Annotated in this window: 17 protein-coding genes; 8 read left to right on the top strand and 9 right to left on the bottom strand. The window is 66.1% G+C overall.

Annotated elements, in window-relative coordinates:
* Positions 1 to 7: 7 nt before the first annotated feature.
* The 8 genes from ACI766_RS29530 to ACI766_RS29495 form a co-directional block, all read right to left on the bottom strand.
* Positions 8 to 301 (bottom strand): DUF2388 domain-containing protein, encoded by a 294-nt coding sequence (locus ACI766_RS29530; RefSeq protein ID WP_003096909.1) that lies wholly within the window; start codon positions 299 to 301, stop codon positions 8 to 10.
* Positions 302 to 425: 124 nt separating this feature from the next.
* Complete coding sequence (locus ACI766_RS29525; protein WP_003096907.1) at positions 426 to 743, bottom strand: DUF2388 domain-containing protein; 318 nt, start codon at positions 741 to 743, stop codon at positions 426 to 428.
* A gap of 95 nt (positions 744 to 838) precedes the next feature.
* Positions 839 to 1051, bottom strand: coding sequence for a DUF1127 domain-containing protein (locus ACI766_RS29520; RefSeq protein WP_003096905.1), 213 nt, complete (start codon positions 1049 to 1051; stop codon positions 839 to 841).
* Between the two features lie 162 nt (positions 1052 to 1213).
* Positions 1214 to 2050 (bottom strand): class I SAM-dependent methyltransferase, encoded by an 837-nt coding sequence (locus tag ACI766_RS29515; protein WP_087823925.1) that lies wholly within the window; start codon positions 2048 to 2050, stop codon positions 1214 to 1216.
* Positions 2044 to 3186 carry an acyltransferase family protein gene (locus ACI766_RS29510; RefSeq protein WP_003118465.1) on the bottom strand — a complete coding sequence of 381 codons (1143 nt, stop codon included), beginning with the start codon at positions 3184 to 3186 and terminating at the stop codon, positions 2044 to 2046. Before ACI766_RS29510 ends, ACI766_RS29515 begins: the two co-directional genes overlap by 7 nt.
* Positions 3183 to 4046 (bottom strand): class I SAM-dependent methyltransferase, encoded by an 864-nt coding sequence (locus tag ACI766_RS29505; protein WP_003114110.1) that lies wholly within the window; start codon positions 4044 to 4046, stop codon positions 3183 to 3185. The genes ACI766_RS29510 and ACI766_RS29505 overlap by 4 nt, the downstream gene beginning before the upstream one ends.
* Complete coding sequence (locus ACI766_RS29500; protein WP_023122432.1) at positions 4043 to 5344, bottom strand: glycosyltransferase; 1302 nt, start codon at positions 5342 to 5344, stop codon at positions 4043 to 4045. The genes ACI766_RS29505 and ACI766_RS29500 overlap by 4 nt, the downstream gene beginning before the upstream one ends.
* Positions 5338 to 6960: a glycosyltransferase gene (locus ACI766_RS29495; protein WP_023122431.1), complete on the bottom strand. Its 1623-nt coding sequence runs from the start codon at positions 6958 to 6960 to the stop codon at positions 5338 to 5340. Before ACI766_RS29495 ends, ACI766_RS29500 begins: the two co-directional genes overlap by 7 nt.
* Positions 6961 to 7367: 407 nt before the next feature.
* On the opposite strand from ACI766_RS29495, the gene rmd reads away from it, so the two are divergent.
* Genes rmd through wbpZ form a run of 8 tightly spaced genes read left to right on the top strand, consistent with a single transcriptional unit; the run spans position 7368 to position 16391 of the window.
* Positions 7368 to 8282: a GDP-6-deoxy-D-mannose reductase gene (gene rmd / locus ACI766_RS29490; RefSeq protein WP_003114107.1), complete on the top strand. Its 915-nt coding sequence runs from the start codon at positions 7368 to 7370 to the stop codon at positions 8280 to 8282.
* Entirely contained in the window at positions 8279 to 9250 is a 972-nt protein-coding gene (gene gmd / locus ACI766_RS29485) for a GDP-mannose 4,6-dehydratase (protein ID WP_003096890.1), read from the top strand. Before rmd ends, gmd begins: the two co-directional genes overlap by 4 nt.
* Before the next feature lie 3 nt (positions 9251 to 9253).
* A complete protein-coding gene (locus tag ACI766_RS29480) occupies positions 9254 to 10693 on the top strand; it encodes a mannose-1-phosphate guanylyltransferase/mannose-6-phosphate isomerase (protein WP_003096889.1) in 1440 nt (479 codons plus the stop codon).
* Positions 10693 to 11490 carry an ABC transporter permease gene (locus ACI766_RS29475; RefSeq protein ID WP_003096887.1) on the top strand — a complete coding sequence of 266 codons (798 nt, stop codon included), beginning with the start codon at positions 10693 to 10695 and terminating at the stop codon, positions 11488 to 11490. Before ACI766_RS29480 ends, ACI766_RS29475 begins: the two co-directional genes overlap by 1 nt.
* The gene (locus ACI766_RS29470) at positions 11490 to 12755 is read left to right on the top strand and encodes an ABC transporter ATP-binding protein (protein ID WP_003142110.1); all 1266 of its coding nucleotides are present in this window, start codon (positions 11490 to 11492) and stop codon (positions 12753 to 12755) included. The genes ACI766_RS29475 and ACI766_RS29470 overlap by 1 nt, the downstream gene beginning before the upstream one ends.
* Complete coding sequence (locus tag ACI766_RS29465) at positions 12752 to 14134, top strand: glycosyltransferase family 4 protein (RefSeq protein WP_003096882.1); 1383 nt, start codon at positions 12752 to 12754, stop codon at positions 14132 to 14134. Before ACI766_RS29470 ends, ACI766_RS29465 begins: the two co-directional genes overlap by 4 nt.
* Positions 14118 to 15245 carry a glycosyltransferase family 4 protein gene (locus ACI766_RS29460; RefSeq protein WP_003122346.1) on the top strand — a complete coding sequence of 376 codons (1128 nt, stop codon included), beginning with the start codon at positions 14118 to 14120 and terminating at the stop codon, positions 15243 to 15245. Before ACI766_RS29465 ends, ACI766_RS29460 begins: the two co-directional genes overlap by 17 nt.
* Entirely contained in the window at positions 15246 to 16391 is a 1146-nt protein-coding gene (gene wbpZ, locus ACI766_RS29455; RefSeq protein WP_010792440.1) for a D-rhamnosyltransferase WbpZ, read from the top strand.
* A gap of 55 nt (positions 16392 to 16446) precedes the next feature.
* On the opposite strand, the gene ACI766_RS29450 is transcribed toward wbpZ, so the two are convergent.
* Positions 16447 to 16650 (bottom strand): DUF1127 domain-containing protein, encoded by a 204-nt coding sequence (locus ACI766_RS29450; protein ID WP_003096877.1) that lies wholly within the window; start codon positions 16648 to 16650, stop codon positions 16447 to 16449.
* Between the last annotated feature and the right edge of the window lie 57 nt (positions 16651 to 16707).

Genomic DNA, 16707 nt, shown 5'->3' with positions numbered 1-16707 from the left:
TGATCGCCTATTGGGCAAGAATTGCTTCGGCCAGTTCCTGATCGCTGGCCGCCAGCTCGGGGTGCGCGACACGCAACCAGCGCAGCGCCGCTTCCAGGCGCGCACCACGGATGCTGCCATCGCTGGCGACGAAGCTGGCCGCATCGCCCCGGGCATCGCGTAACAATTTGTTCTCGAACGGCGTGCTGGTCAGCTTGCTGGTGACGTAAAGGGACTTCGCGGTGAACGCCGTCGTGGTATCGAAGGCGTGCGCAGCGGGCGCCAGCAGGCAACAGAAGAGCAACGAGAACCGGTAACGCATGGGGTTGGGCGGAATAGGACTGGAACAGCCGCCAAGGCTAACGGAATGTGCGGCGCGGAGCCAGTGTGGCCGGTCGGCCAGGTCATCGCCGCAGCCGGGCGGCTGCGGCGGCGGGGCGGGCGACTCAGATGGTCAGGATCGCCTGGGCCAGTTGCATGTCGTTGGCGGCCAGGCTCGGCAGCTTGCCACGGATGTGGCGCAGTGCGGCTTCCAGGTGCGAACCGCGGATGTCGCCCTGGCTGGCGACGAAGCTGGCGGCGTCGTCGCGCGCTTCGAGGACGATCTTGTCGTCGCGGAAGGAATTGGTGATGTCCGAAGTGGCATTGGAGGTCATGCCGGTGGCGCGGACCAGGGTATCCGTGGTGACCACGAAGCTGCTGGCGAACGCGCTGGAGGCGCAGGCGAGCAGGGCAGCGGCACCGATCAGGCGCAGACGTTTCATGTGAGTTGCTCCGAACGAAGTCAGCGTAGACGGCCGCATCCGCGCGGCCGTGTCAACGCTGAGACTAACCAACTGTGCGCCACGTCACCAGCGGCTCAGCGCCAGAAAGGTTTCGAAATCTCTACGTAGCGTTCGCTCGGGCTGATTGCCAGGTCGGCGAGGTCGTGTTCGGACATTTGCGCAAGATGCTTGCGCGATCGAGCGTTTTGTCGCCAGGAATTCAATTTTTCCAGCAGGGCGGCGAGATGTGGATGGGCGGCCGGGAGACCGCTGGAACTCCCGGCGTGCGGGTGCGGGGATGTCCTCATCGTGCGTTCCTTCCCATCCCGGGGATGGGGGCGGGGTGTGGAACCTCATGATGCGCCGGGACCGCTGGCTTGCTCAGGGGCAACCACGCGGGAGTTGGACGGAACAGTTCGGTGGCCCCGGCAACTGTTCCGCCCGGCTGTAGCGGAACTGTTCCGGTGGTTCTACGCCTGGGCGGGCTTGCGCGCGATGATCACCTGGCTCTTGGCGACCACGGCGTCCAGGGCCTGCTTGATGGCCGGGCCGCGCGGCGAGTCGAGCAGCGCCTGCCAGGTCCTGGCCCAGTGTTCGAGGAGGGGATGGTCGGGATTGCCGAAATCGACCTTGGCCTCCCAGAACAGCAGCATCCACAGCGACCAGTAGAAGCCGTAGCGGCTGTGGCTGAGGATTTCCAGGCCGGCTTCGCGCACCAGTGCGGCGAACTGCTCCTCGCCGAGCACGCGGATGTGGTTGGGCTTGCGGAAGTATTCGTCGGCGGCGAAGTCTTTCTGCAGGTCTTCCGACGTGGGATGCGGCACGCTGAGCAGATAGAGTGCGCCGGGCTGGCCGACCCGTACCAGCTCGGCGAGGAACTGCCGCGGATCGTCGACGTGCTCGATGACCTCGGTGGAGACCACCCGGGTGGCCGTGGCGTCAGCCAGGGGCAGCGGGTCGCAGTCGCTGACCAGGCATTCCAGTTCGCGGGCCGGGGTATCGGCCAGGCGCTCGCGGGTCCTGGCGATCTTTTCCGCGTCGATGTCGGCGATGATGATGCGAGCGCCGCGCATGGCGCAGAAATGAACGTTGCCGCCGTCGCCGCACCCCACGTCGAGCACGGTGTCCTCGGCGGAAATCGGAAAGCCGCTGAACAGCTCGTCGGTCTCCTGGTTGAACCAGCCGCTGAGCACCGCGTCGCGCAACCCGAGCATGTACGGGTCGACCGGCGCGGAGGCGGGTGGCGCGGCGACGGGCTCGGTGGCGGGGCTGGGCGGCGAGACGATCTTCTTGAGGAAGTTCAGCATGAGGTGGCTCCGGAAGTGGTGGCGACGCGGCGGGCGGCGCTCAGGCGCTTGACCAGGCGGGAGCCCAGGTCGCGGCAGGGGCTCTCGACGAAGCGGTAGTTGAGCTCGCTGAGTACGACGATCAGGACCAGGCTGGTGCCGAGCAGCGACAGGGGCCGCTCGCCGGCGTCCCAGCCCAGGCGGAAGCAGAGTTCGCGACTGAGATAGAACGCCGGGATGTGGATCAGGTAGATCGCATAGGAGCGCGCGCCGACCCAGACCAGCAAGCGCTTCAGCGGCCCGTTGGAGAGCAGGTAGTCGCGGTCGTAGGAGGCTATCCACACCAGCAGTCCGCACAATAGCGCGATGGCGCCGATCCGCACGGTGACCAGGCTGTACGCTTCGCTGGCCAGCACGCCCAGGGCCGCGGCCACGGCGGCCAGCAGCAACGGCCCGCTCCAGGCGCGGCCCAGCAGGGTGGGGTTCCAGCGGGCATAGCCAGGCTGCAGGGAGGCGAGGGCGAGTAGTACGCCGATGGCCAGGGCGTCGGTGCGCAATACCATCAGCAGCGGCGTGCGCAGGCTGAAGAACTGGACCAGCACCAGCGCCAGGAGGGCCCAGCCCAGGTAGCGACGCAGGCAGAGGATCAGCAGCGGCAGCAGGAGGTAGAACTGTTCCTCCAGGGAAAGGCTCCAGTAGACGAAGCTGGCACCGTATTCGTAGCGGTAGAAACTGTCGGCGAAGCGGAAGTTGGCGACCTGGAGGAAACCGGCGAGGCTCGCCGCGAGGTTGGCCGACAGGCTGCCGAAGGCTCCGGAGCGGTTCAGCAGCAGGCAACAGGCCAGGATCAGCGCCAGCCACAGCCAGGCCGAGGGCAGCAGGCGGAAGGCGCGGCGGATCCAGAAGTACCGCGCCTGTTCCCAGAATGCCTGGCGTGTGGGCGCCTCGCGCAGTTGCGGGATGAGGGTGCGGGCGATGACGAAGCCGGAGATGGCGAAGAACAGGTCCACGCCCCACCAGAACTGGACGCGCTGGTTGATGCCGTCCAGCAGTGCCGGGGAGCCGCTGAACAGGTTGCCGTGCAGATGGTGGAATACCACGCCGAGCACGGCCAGCCCGCGCAACAGTTCGATGTCGAGGATGCGTTTGCCGCTCATGTCCGCGACGATCCGGGGTCGAGCGGCTTGCGCGCGATGATCACCTGGCTCTTGGGCATGAAATGGTCGAGCAGGTGCTTGATCTCCAGACCGTCGGGGCGGGCCAGGAGGTTTTCCCAGAGCCGTGCCCAGTCTTCCATCAGCGCCGGGTAGGGCGGCTGGATACGGTCGCGGACGGCGCCGCCGAGCTCACGGCCGGCGGCCCGTTCGCTGGCCCAGAAGAAGATCATGCCCATCACCCAGAAGAAGCCGCTGGCCTGGCGGTGCTCGATGACCAGCCCGGCGTCCTGCACCAGGCGCGCGAAGTCGTCACGGGAAAAGATGTGGATGTGGTTGGGCGCCCGGAAGTAGTCGGCCGGGGCGATGCCCTGCTGCAGGTGTTCGCCGACCGGGTCCGGCACGCTCAGCAGGTACTGCGCGCCAGGGCGGCCGAGACGCACGAGTTCGGCCATCACCCGCGCTGGGTTGGCCACGTGTTCGAGCACTTCCATGCACACCAGCTTGTCGGCGCAGGCGTCGCGCAGCGGCAGCGGGTCGCTGTCGCTGACCAGGCCGGTGAAGGGCCGCCGGGCCACCGCCTCGACCTGCTGCGCCAGGCTTCGCACCTTGTCCTCCTCGCTGTCGGTGAAGATCACCGAAGCGCCCTGGCGGGCGGCGAAGAGGGTGGCGACGCCTTCGCCGCAGCCGAGATCGAGCAGGGTGTCCTGGGCGCCGATGGCGAAGCCGGCGAGCAGTTCGCCGGTTTCGCTGCGGAACCAGCCATCCAGCACCGCATCGCGCAGACCGCACATGCGTGGCGACACCGGTTCGCTCGCCGCAGCGGGACGGGAACGCCAGCGTTGGAGCAGGGCGCGGATCATGCCGGGATGCTTTGCAAGGCGGCGGGGTCGCCTTGTGCCGCTTCGTCGAGGAAGCGGCGCAGGCGCTCCACGGCCAGCTTGCGGCTGCAGAAGCGTTCGAGGCTGGCGCTGGCATGCGCGGACATGCGTGCGTAGCGCTCCGGCTCCTGGCGAGCGACCTCGAAACTGGCCCGGTAGGCCCGGCACAGCGACTCCCAGTCGGTGATGTAGCGCAGCGTGCGGTAGGCCGCGCGCGGGTCGTGGGGCCAGGCGGTGGCTTCTTCCGAGGAGTCGACGATGAAGGCGTTGTCGGCGTCGATGTAGTCGATCATCGCGGTATTGCGCGGAGCCACGGCCGGCTTGCCGCTGGACATGAATTCCATCAGCGGCAGGCATTGGCCTTCGCCGTAGGAGGTGTTCACCACGTAGCTGGTGGCCTCGACCAGCCGCTCGTAGTCCGGGTCGGCGAGGTAGCCGTGGATCAGCACGATGCGGCAGCGGTAGGACTGGTTCTTGTACAGGTGGTGAAGCATGTCGGCCAGCGCTTCGCCGACGTTGTGGTGGGTCAGTTTCAGCACCAGGGTGGCGTCGGGCTCGTCGCGGAAGGTGGCGCAGAACGCGCTGATCATGTCCTGCCAGTTCTTGCGCCCGTCGTAGGGGTTGAACACCGAGGTGTAGATGACCCCGTCGAGGCTCAGCTCGACCTGTTTCGCCGCGCGGTCCGGCAGGGCCAGGACCTCCGCCGACGGCTCGGGGTCGGCATGGACGGCCAGGTCCAGGTGGCGGCTGTCCACCAGCAGGCCGTCCAGGCGCAGGCGCACATCCCGGGCTTCGGGACGGCCTGCCTGCTGCGAGGCGCGGTTGGCGAAGCGATCCCAGACCGGCGCCGGCACGCTCAGTACCGGGTAGTCGCGACCCATGGCGGCGCGCACCACGTCGACCGTGAAGCTGGAGTGGGTGATGGCCCGTCCGCTGTGGCGCAGCACATGTCGCCAGTCGTGGCGCGGTTCGCCGTGCCAGGTTTCGCTGGGCAGGGTGCTGAACTCCCAGGCGAACACCGGGATGGTCGGGCAGGCATGGTGGATCGGCGTGCGATGGGGCGGCGAGAAGGAGAGGAAGACGCAGGGTTCGCCGCGCTTGCGGCAGTCGTGGTAGAGGCGGTCCACCAGTTCGTCGGGATCGCTGACTTCGACCACCTGGCCGATCTCTTCCAGCAGCGGACGGAATTCCTTGAGGACGAAGTAATAGCTGTACTCCGGGCGCCCGAGGTTCTGCCGGATGGTGGTCTTGTTGGTCTCGGAGTGGATGATGATCAGCATGGAACGTTGCCTGTGGCGGTGGCCGCCAGTTCGACGCCGGGCGCAGGGGTTGCCTTGCGGGCGGAAAGGAAGGGTTCCAGGCGCTGGCGGACCACGTCGCCGGCGCAGTAGCCGCGCATGCGTTGGTTGGCCGCGGCGGACAGTTGCCGATAGCGCTCCGGCTGTTCCCGGGCTACCCGGTAGCTCTCCAGGTAGGCCTCCTTCAGGGACTCCCAGCTCGGCCGGTAGCGCCGGGTGCTGTACAACCGGCGCGAATCCTGCGGCCAGGCCGCGGGCTCCTGGCTGGAGCGGACCACGAAGCCCACCTGGGCGTCCATGTAGTCGGCCATCGCCGAATGGTCCGGAGCGATCGCCGGGGTGCCGCAGGACATGAATTCCATCAGCGGCAGGCACAGGCCCTCGCAGCGCGAGGCGTTCACGTAGTAGCTGGCGGCTCCGTACAGGCGGGCGTACTCCGCGGCATCGAGATAGCCGTGCAGGGCGATGACCCGGCAGGCGAATGGCGACAGTTGGGAAAGCAGGGTGAGCAGTTCGACGTGGTAGGTCGTCAGGTCGCTCTGGGTCATCTTCAGCACCAGCGTGGCATCGCTGGTGTCGCGGAATGCCCAGCAGAAGGCGGTGATCAGGTGATGCCAGTTCTTGCGCCCGTCCAGCGGATTGAACACCGAGACGTAGACCACCCCGTCCACGACGACCTGCTGGTGCTGGTCGACGGCCGGCAACAGCGCCGGCGGATGCTCGGGCTCGGCGGGCGGCATCGGCTCGATGGCCTGGGGCAATGGCTCCGGCAGCGTTTCCAGCGCCGTTGGCGGGGGCGGCAGCGGCCGGCGCAGGTGACGGAACAGCCAGCGGCGTACCGGTATGGGTACCAGGTCGCTGACGGCTTCCCGGTACCACAGCAGCAGGTAGTGCTTGCTGATGACCAGTCGGCGCCTCCAGTCGAGAGGAACCGGCTCTGGCTCTGGTTCTGGCTCAGGGACCGGTTCGGGCTCGGCGGGCGTCTCGGGGAGGACCTCGAGAATCTCGTCCTCGGTCTCTTCCCTGATCGGTGCGATGAGGCCGTCGGCGGAAAGGCCCAGCAGGCGGCTGTCGATGACGCAGCCCTTGAGTTGCAGGGTCTCGCCGGACTTGACCGGATTCCGTTCGCCTTGCTGGCGGATCGCGGCGAAGTCCTCCCAGATCGGCGTCGGCAGCGCCAGTACCGGAAAGTCTTCGCCCAGCACCCGGCGAACCGCGCGGGCAGTCTGCTCGGAGAGGGTGATGGCTGCGCCATGGCCGGCCAGGACCTGGCTCCAGTCCTGCGCCGGATCGCCGTCCCACGCCACGTCGGGAATCGACTCGAACTCCCAGGCGACCACGCACAGCATCGGGCATTGCAGGCCCCGCGCCGCCTTGTGCGGCGGGGTGAAGGAGAGGAACAGGCAGTCTTCGCCCTGTTCATGCAGTTGCCGGTAGAGCGGGTCGACTTCGTCCGTGCTCTGTACCAGGTGGACCTGTCCCAGCGATTCGAGGATTGGCCGGTAGGCCTTGAGGACGAAGTAGTAGCTGTATTCGGGGCGACCGAGGTTGTGGCCGATCGAGCGCTCGTTGATATCCGAGTAAAGGATGAAATTCATGGCATCTCGTGATGAAACTGCCCGTTCGACAGCTTGGTGGTGATGAGCGAGGCCAGGCGCTGCTTCGTTGTCCGGAAGCCTTCCCGGCGGACTGGTCGACCCATCGTGTTCTTGTTCTGTTATCGCGACCGCGACCTGTTCGATCAACAGAACAGGAGGCAGTCAAGCACGAAATCGAGAGGCATTCTAAACATACCTTTCGCAAAAACGTGAAGGCTGACGGAGAAAACGTCATGCCGTTCGAATCAGAACCTACCGGTCACGAATAAGCGGTTGAAATCGGCGCATTCTTGGCACAGATTGGAGCGCGATAATCAGAACAACACGCTATCCGGCATGACCTCTGGAACGTCGTATTCCTAGGAAGAGCGTCGCCGAGCGTAGCATCAGATAAAAGGCCCGCTTCCTTGACTCAGCGTCTGTTCGTCACCGGGCTCTCCGGTTTCGTAGGCAAGCATCTTCAAGCTTATCTGGCAGCGGCCCACACGCCGTGGGCGCTCCTTCCCGTACCGCATCGTTACGACCTGCTGGAGCCGGATTCGCTGGGCGACCTCTGGCCGGAGCTGCCGGATGCGGTCATCCACCTGGCCGGGCAGACCTACGTGCCGGAGGCCTTCCGCGATCCTGCGCGGACCCTGCAGATCAACCTCCTTGGCACCCTGAACCTGCTCCAGGCGCTTAAGGCGCGGGGTTTCTCCGGTACCTTCCTGTACATCAGCTCCGGCGACGTCTACGGCCAGGTGGCCGAGGCGGCGTTGCCGATCCACGAGGAACTCATCCCCCACCCGCGCAATCCCTATGCGGTCAGCAAGCTGGCGGCCGAGTCGCTGTGCCTGCAGTGGGGTATCACCGAAGGCTGGCGGGTGCTGGTGGCGCGACCGTTCAACCATATCGGGCCGGGGCAGAAGGACAGCTTCGTGATCGCCAGCGCCGCGCGGCAGATCGCCCGGATGAAGCAGGGCTTGCAGGCCAATCGGCTGGAAGTGGGGGACATCGACGTCAGCCGTGATTTCCTCGATGTCCAGGACGTGCTGTCAGCCTATCTGCGCCTGCTCTCCCACGGCGAGGCGGGCGCCGTCTATAACGTCTGTTCCGGGCAGGAGCAGAAGATTCGCGAGCTGATCGAACTGCTGGCGGACATCGCCCAGGTCGAGCTGGAAATCGTTCAGGACCCTGCCAGGATGCGCCGCGCGGAACAGCGGCGGGTTCGCGGCAGCCATGCGCGACTGCATGACACCACGGGCTGGAAGCCTGAAATAACCATAAAACAGTCCCTGCGGGCGATCCTGTCCGACTGGGAGTCACGGGTACGAGAAGAATGACAAGAAGTGCACTGGTAACTGGGATCACCGGTCAGGACGGAGCGTACCTGGCCAAGCTGCTGCTGGAGAAGGGCTACCGGGTCCACGGCCTGGTGGCGCGGCGCAGCAGCGACACGCGCTGGCGCCTGCGCGAGCTGGGGATCGAAGGCGATATCCAGTACGAGGACGGCGACATGGCCGATGCCTGTTCGGTGCAGCGCGCGGTGATCAAGGCGCAGCCGCAGGAGGTCTACAACCTGGCGGCACAGAGCTTCGTCGGGGCCTCCTGGAACCAGCCGGTGACCACCGGCGTCGTCGACGGCCTGGGCGTGACCCACCTGCTCGAGGCGATCCGCCAGTTCAGCCCGGAAACGCGCTTCTACCAGGCTTCCACCAGCGAGATGTTCGGCCTGATCCAGGCCGAGCGCCAGGACGAGAACACGCCGTTCTACCCGCGCAGCCCCTACGGCGTGGCCAAGCTCTATGGCCACTGGATCACCGTCAACTATCGCGAGAGCTTCGGCCTGCATGCCTCCAGCGGCATCCTGTTCAACCACGAGTCGCCGCTGCGCGGCATCGAGTTCGTCACGCGCAAGGTTACCGACGCGGTGGCCCGCATCAAGCTCGGCAAGCAGCAGGAATTGCGCCTGGGCAACGTCGACGCCAAGCGCGACTGGGGCTTTGCCGGGGACTACGTCGAAGCCATGTGGCTGATGTTGCAGCAGGACAAGGCCGACGACTACGTGGTGGCCACCGGTGTCACTACCACCGTGCGCGACATGTGCCAGATCGCTTTCGAGCATGTGGGCCTGGACTACCGCGACTTCCTCAAGATCGACCCGGCGTTCTTCCGGCCCGCCGAGGTCGACGTGCTGCTGGGTAATCCGGCCAAGGCCCAGCGTGTGCTCGGCTGGAAGCCCAGGACCAGCCTGGACGAGCTGATCCGGATGATGGTCGAGGCGGACCTGCGACGCGTTTCCCGGGAGTAAGCCATGCTGATTCCCGTGGTGCTTTCCGGCGGCGCCGGTACCCGCCTTTGGCCGGTGTCGCGTGAAGGACAGCCGAAGCCGTTCATGCGCCTGCCCGATGGCCAGACCCTGTTGGGCAAGACCTACCGACGTGCCGCCGGGCTCCTGGCCGGGCATGGCGAAATCGTCACGGTGACCAACCGCGAGCATTACTTCCAGAGCAAGGACCAGTTCCAGGCGGCCCGCCTGGGGCGGCATCGGGGACATTTCATCCTCGAACCGACCGGACGCAACACCGCTCCGGCGATTGCCGTCGCCGCCCTGGCGCTGCAAGCCGAACATGGCGACGCGGCGGTACTGGTGGTGATGCCGGCGGATCACCTGATCCGCAACGAGGAGGCCTTCCGCGAGGCGGTAGGGCATGCCGCGCGTCTCGCCGTCGCCGGGCACCTGGTTACCTTCGGCGTGGTGCCGGACGCAGCGGAAACCGGTTTCGGCTATATCGAGCTGGGCGACCGGCTGGACGAGCAGGGGGCGGCCAAGGTGCGCCGCTTCGTCGAGAAACCCGATGAGGAAACCGCCCGTCGCTACGTGGAAAGTGGCGGTTTCCTGTGGAACTCCGGGATGTTCTGTTTCACGGCCTCGACCCTGGTCGACGAGCTGGCGCAGCATGCCCCGGCCCTGCTGGAGCAGGCCAGGGCCTGCCTGGCCGCCAGTGCGGCGGTGAAGATGGCCGATGGCATCCAGCATGAGCTGGCGGGCGAAGCCTTCGCCGCGCTGCCGGACATTTCCATCGACTATGCGCTGATGGAGCGCTCCGCGCGGGTCGCCGTGGTGCCGGCGGCCTTCGACTGGAGCGATATCGGTTCCTGGGGCGCGATGAGCGCGCTGCTCGACGCGGACGCAGAGGGCAATCGCGGCAGCGGCGACACCCTGTTCGTCGACACCCGTAACACCTTCGTGCAGAGCGACGGGCGCCTGGTCGCCACGGTCGGGGTCGACGACCTGGTCGTGGTGGATACTTCCGATGCGCTGCTGATCGCCCGCGCCGACCGGGTCCAGGAGGTGCGCAGGGTGGTGCAGCGGCTGAAGGACGAGCGGCACGAGGCCTATCGGCTGCATCGGACCGTCAACCGTCCCTGGGGCAGCTATACCGTCCTCGAGGAGGGGCCGCGCTTCAAGATCAAGCGAATCGTGGTCAGGCCGGGAGAGCGCTTGTCGCTGCAGATGCACCATCACCGCAGCGAGCACTGGATCGTGGTGCAAGGCATGGCCAGGGTCACCAATGGCGATGGCGCGCGGCTGGTCAACAGCAACGAGTCGACCTACATTCCCGCGGGCCACCGGCATCGCCTGGAAAACCCGGGGGTCATCGACCTGGTGATGATCGAGGTGCAGAGCGGCGAATACCTGGGAGAGGACGACATCGTCCGCTTCGAGGACCAGTACGGCAGGGTGGTCTGATGCTTCTTGGCTTGTCTCGTTCCTTGTGGGGCTATCGTGGCTTCGTTCTCGGCAGCGTCAAGCGCGAGTTCCAGTCGCGCTACCGCGGGTCGCTGTTCGGCGCGTTGTGGACGGTGCTCAATCCGCTGTCGATGATCGTCGTCTACACGGTGATCTTCTCCCAGGTGATGCGCGCGCGCCTGCCGGGGGTCGACGACGGCCTGGCCTACAGCGTCTATCTCTGCGCCGGCCTGCTGACCTGGGGCCTGTTCGCGGAAATCACCTCGCGCAGCCAGAGCATGTTCATCGAGAACGCCAACCTGCTGAAGAAGATCAGCTTCCCGCGCATCTGCCTGCCGGTCATCGTACTGCTCAACGCCGGGGTCAATTTCGCCATCATCCTCGCCTTGTTCCTCGGCTTTCTCGCCCTCAGCGGGCGCCTGCCGGGCGCGGCATTGCTCGCGCTGGTGCCGCTGCTGGCGATCCAGGTGCTGTTCGCGGCGGGACTGGGGATGATCCTCGGGGTGCTCAACGTGTTCTTCCGCGACGTCGGCCAGCTGTTCGGCATCTGCCTGCAGTTCTGGTTCTGGCTGACGCCGATCGTCTATCCGATCGGCATCCTGCCCGAGGGTATCCGCTCGCTGATCGAACTCAACCCGATGACCGCGCTGATGCGCAGCTACCAGCAGCTGTTCCTCCACGGGCAATGGCCGGACTGGCCTTCATTGCTGCCGATCACCCTGCTGGCGCTGCTGCTGTGCGCGCTCGGCCTGCGTCTGTTCCGCCAGCGGGTCGGCGAAATGGTGGATGAACTCTGATGGGACAGATACGCGTATCCGGCCTCGGCAAGGCCTACAAACAGTATCCCAATCGCTGGAGCCGGTTGTTCGAATGGCTGGTGCCTTTCAGCCCTCCGCGCCACCACCTGCACTGGATCCTGCGCGAGGTCGAGTTCACCATCGAGCCGGGCGAAGCGGTCGGCATCGTCGGGGTCAACGGCGCCGGCAAGAGCACCCTGCTGAAGATGATCGCCGGCACCACCCAGCCGACCTGCGGCGAGATCCGCGTGGCCGGCCGGGTCGCCGCGCTGCTCGAGCTGGGCATGGGCTTCCACCCGGACTTCACCGGCCGGCAGAACGTCTTCATGGCCGGGCAACTGCTGGGCATGCAGGTCGAGGAAATCCAGGCGCTGATGCCGGAGATCGAGGCCTTCGCCGAAATCGGCGAGGCCATCGAGCAGCCGGTGCGCACCTACTCCAGCGGCATGCAGATGCGCCTGGCGTTCAGCGTGGCGACTGCCCGGCGGCCGGACATCCTGATCGTCGACGAGGCCCTGTCGGTCGGCGATGCCTATTTCCAGCACAAGAGCTTCGAGCGCATCCGCAGTTTCCGCAAGGCCGGCACCACCCTGCTGATCGTTTCCCACGACCGCTCGGCGATCCAGTCCATCTGCGACTCCGCGATCCTCCTGGAGCAGGGACGGATGGCCATGCGCGGGCGGCCGGAAGAAGTGATGGACTACTACAACGCCCTGCTCGCCGAGCGCGAGGGGCAGACCGTGCGCCAGGAAATGCTCGCCGACGGCCAGGTGCGGACGATTTCCGGCACCGGCGAGGCAGCGATCCTCGACGTACGGATGGTCGACCAGCGGCAGCGCGCGCTGGAGGTGGTCGAGGTAGGCCAGGCGGTGACGCTGGAAGTCGAGGTCGAGGTTCGCCAGGACATCGAGCGGCTGATCCTCGGCTTCATGATCAAGGACCGCCTCGGCCAGCCGATGTACGGGATCAATACCCACCGCCTGGACAAGGCGCTCACCGACCTGAAGGCCGGCGAGCGCATCACCTACCGCTTCGCCTTCGACATGCGCCTGGGCAAGGGGCACTACTCGGTGGCACTGAGCCTGTCGCGGCTGGACTCGCACCTGGACCGCAACTTCGAATGGCGCGACTACGGCCTGGTCTTCCATGTCATCAACAACCGCCAGGAAGACTTCGTCGGTTGCTCCTGGCTGGGCGCCGAAACCCATATCAGCCGCTCCGGCGAGGCGGCTCTGGACCCCACTTCCGCGGAGAGCACTCCATGACGCGTCTGTTGGTCGAATGCACCTATGTGTTCGAGCATCCCAAGGTCAATTCCGGTATTCAGCGGGTGGTGCGCAACGTCATCCGCGAGTTGCCGGAAGCCGACGAGACGGTGGAGTGCATCCCGGTGGCAATGCTCGACGGCACCCTGTATCAGGTCCACAGCCTGGCGCCGCTGGACCCGCGGCCGCATTCGCCGCTGGTACGCCTGCGCATCCTGGTGGAGCGAGCCGCCAACTACTTCTGGCTGGGCCAGCGCACCCTGGAAAAGCGCCGCCCGTTCCGTTCCTCGCCGTGGGCCCGGCGCCTTCTCTATGTAGCCTGCCGCCTGTTCGCCTTCGCCTTCCTCAGCATTCCGCTGCGCCTGCTCGACCGCATCCTCGGCAAGCAGCAGCCTGCACCCGTGCGCGCGACCCCGCTCGAACATCGGGCCGGCGACCAACTGGTCTTGCTGGACTCCTCCTGGCACGCCGATTTCTTCCCGCTGGCGGAACGCCTCAAGAGCGAGGGCGTGGGCATCGTCTCGGTGATCTACGACCTGATTCCCCTGACCCATCCGCAATTCTGCGATGCCGGACTGGTCAAGGTGTTCAACCACTGGTTCGACTGGATCGCGGCCACCGCCGACGGCTACGTCGCGATTTCCGAGACCATCCGCGACGAAGTGCGCGCGGAGATGCTGCGGCGCATCGGCCCGGAGAAGGTCGCGCAACGCTGGTTCGATTATTTCCACCTGGGTTCGGAGCTGGACCTGGTGGAGGACGGCGCCTCCGTCGAGCCCGATCTGCTGCGCATGTTCAAGGCCAAGGCGCCGGTATTCCTGATGGTCAGCACCATCGAGCCGCGGAAGAACCACGGTTACCTGCTGGATGCCTTCGAGCGTGCCTGGGCCCAGGGTTCGCAGGCGCGGTTGTGCATCGCCGGACGCATCGGCTGGAAGTGCGAGGCGCTGGTGGAAAGGGTGCGGCAGCATCCGGAGCTGAACAAGCGCCTGTTCATGTTCAACGACCTCTCCGACAAGAGCCTGGAGTACGCATACTCCCATGCCGCATCGCTGGTCTTCCCGTCCTATGTGGAAGGTTTCGGCCTGCCGCTGGTGGAGGCCATGCAGCGCGGCCTGCCGGCGATGGGCAGCGACATCCCGGTGTTCCGCGAGATCGGCGGCGAATTCATGGCCTACTTCGACCTCGCCGATCCGCAGACACTGGCGAACCTGGTCACCCGCTTCGAAGCCACGGGCGAGTTCCCGGCCGAGCGACCGGTCGGCGAATGGCGCTGGATCGGCTGGCACGAGGCGAGTCGGCAACTGATCGCGCGGATCCTGCTCGCCCTCGGCAAGGCCCCGGCGCATGGCGAGGCAGTACATGCGGATTGCGGTTAACGCGCGGATTCTCCAGGCGCCGCGGACCGGCATCGGACATTACCTGGTCGAGTTGCTGGGTGCGTTGCAGGCGCACGCGGACTTAGAGTTTTCCCTGTTCCATGGCTGGGGCTGGAGCGGCGACCTGCCGGCGGCGGCGCTGCCCGGCTATTCGCGTCTGTCGCCCTGGCTGCGCAACCTGCCCGGAGCCTACCGGGCACGACGCTGGCTGGAGCAGCGGCGTTTCGATAGCGGTCGGCCGCCGGTCGATCTCTACCATGAGCCCAGTCTCTGGCCGCTGGACTTCGACGGGCCGATGCTGATGACCCTGCACGACCTGACCCACCTGCATTATCCGGCGACGCAACCCGCCGCCCGCTTGCGCGAAATAGAACGCCGGCTGGCGCGCGGGATGGAAAAGGCGCGGTTGATCCTGACCGACTCGCAGGCGATCGCCGACGAGGCGCAGGCGTATTTCGGCCTGCCGCGCGAGCGCTTCGTGGTGGCGCCCCTCGGCCATGCCGCGCGGTTCCGTCCGCGGGACCGGGAGTCCCTGCGCGAGCCCTTGCGCGCGCATGGCCTGGTGCCGCGCGGGTATTTCCTCTGCGTAGGAACCCTCGAACCGCGCAAGAACCTGTCGCTGGCCCTGCGCGCCCATGGGCAACTGCCGGCGGCGGTCCGCCAGCGTTTTCCGCTGATGATCGTCGGCATGCCGGGATGGGAAAGTCGCTCGCTCGACGACGAACTGCGTCAGGCGCTGGCTTCGGGAACGGTGCGGCTGCTCGGCTACCTGCCGGACGAGCGGGTCGCCGAGTTGATGTCGGGCGCTCGGGCGCTGGTCTTCCCCTCGATCTACGAAGGCTTCGGCCTGCCTGTGCTGGAAGCCATGGCCAGCGGCACGCCGGTATTGCTCACGCGACTCTCCGCAATGCCGGAGGTGGCCGGCGAGGCGGGCAGCTATATTGACCCGGATGATGCCAATGGGCTATCTGACATGCTGGTCCGCATGACCGAGGATACCGTCTACTGGGAGTGCTGCCGGGAAGCCGGCCTGCGACGGGCGGAGCAGTTTTCCTGGAAGCGTTGCGCGAATCTCACCGCTGCAGCCTATCGTCGTGCCGTGGAGGGCTGAATGCGGGTACTGCACTTCTACAAGACCTACCTGAGCGAAACGGTAGGCGGGATCGAACAGGTGATCTTCCAGCTTTGCGAGAGCAGCGGGTCGTGGGGGATCGACAACCACGTCCTGACCCTGAGCAGCGACCCGCATCCGCCTGTCGTGCCCTTCGGCGGACATGTGGTGCATCGCGCCAGGCTCGACCTGCAGCTCGCTTCCACCGGGTTTTCCCTGAGCGTGTTCAAGCAGTTCCGCGAGCTGGCGGCGGAGGCGGACGTGGTCAACTACCACTTCCCCTGGCCGTTCATGGACCTGGTGCATTTCCTCACCGGTATGAACAAGCCGAGCGTGGTCACCTACCATTCGGACATCATCCGCCAGCGCGTCCTGTTGAAACTGTACCGGCCGCTGATGGGGCGCTTCCTTCATAGCGTCGATCGGATCGCGGTGGCGTCGCCCAACTACTTCAGCACCAGCGACGTGCTCCGCCAGTACCGGGAAAAGACCCGGGTGATCACCTACGGCCTGGACAAGGCCTGCTACCCGAAGCCTGCGGCACAGCGTCTGGAGCACTGGCGAGAGAAACTCGGGCCGCGGTTCTTCCTGTTCGTCGGGGTGATGCGCTACTACAAGGGCCTGCATATCCTGCTGGATGCGTTGCAGGGCACCGATTACCCGGTGGTGATCGTCGGTGCCGGGCCGTTGCAGGCCGAGCTGTATGCCCAGGCCGCGGCGCTGGGGTTGCGCAACGTGCACTTCCTCGGGCGGGTGGACGACGAGGACAAGGTCGCCCTGCTGCAACTCAGCTACGCCATGGTCTTTCCGTCACACTTGCGTTCCGAGGCGTTCGGTATCTCCCTGCTGGAGGGCGCGATGTACGGCAAGCCGATGATCTCCAGCGAGATCGGCACCGGCACCAGCTACATCAATATCCATGGCGAGACCGGCCTGGTCGTGCCGCCCAGCCAGCCGGCCGCGTTTCGCCAAGCGATGCGCTGGCTCTGGGAGCATCCGCAGCAGGCGGAGGAAATGGGCAGGAACGCGGAGGCCCGCTATCGGCAACTGTTCACCGCCGAAGAGATGGGGCGTCGCTGGAGCGAGCTGTACCGTGAACTGCTGGAGGAAAAGGCTTCTTCCAGATACGTGAAGGCCGCTCGGTAAGGAGCGGCCTACGGTACAGTTCAGGCTGGGCCGAACCGGGACGTTACAGTATCGCTTAGCGCCAGAACGGCTTGTTCAGCTCGGCGTAGCGCTGGGCTTCGCTGATGCCGGCGTCGGCGAGCAGGCGGGAGTCCAGGCGGGCCAGCTGGCGACGGCTCTGGATGCGGCGCTGCCACAGTTTCATGGTGCCCAGCAGGCTGCTGCTGCGGCGGTTGGAGCGAGCGATGTCGAAAGTGTTGGAACCGAGGGTACGTTCCATGATGTGTCGATCCTTCCCACTTGTGGTGGGTAGTCAGGTTGCTAGTGATTAACTGAG

It is taken from the genome of Pseudomonas sp. DL, assembly GCF_047199225.1.
GTDB classification, from domain to species: domain Bacteria; phylum Pseudomonadota; class Gammaproteobacteria; order Pseudomonadales; family Pseudomonadaceae; genus Pseudomonas; species Pseudomonas aeruginosa.
Note: the sequence above shows the minus strand (reverse complement) of the source record. Positions and strands in the feature narration are given on the sequence as shown.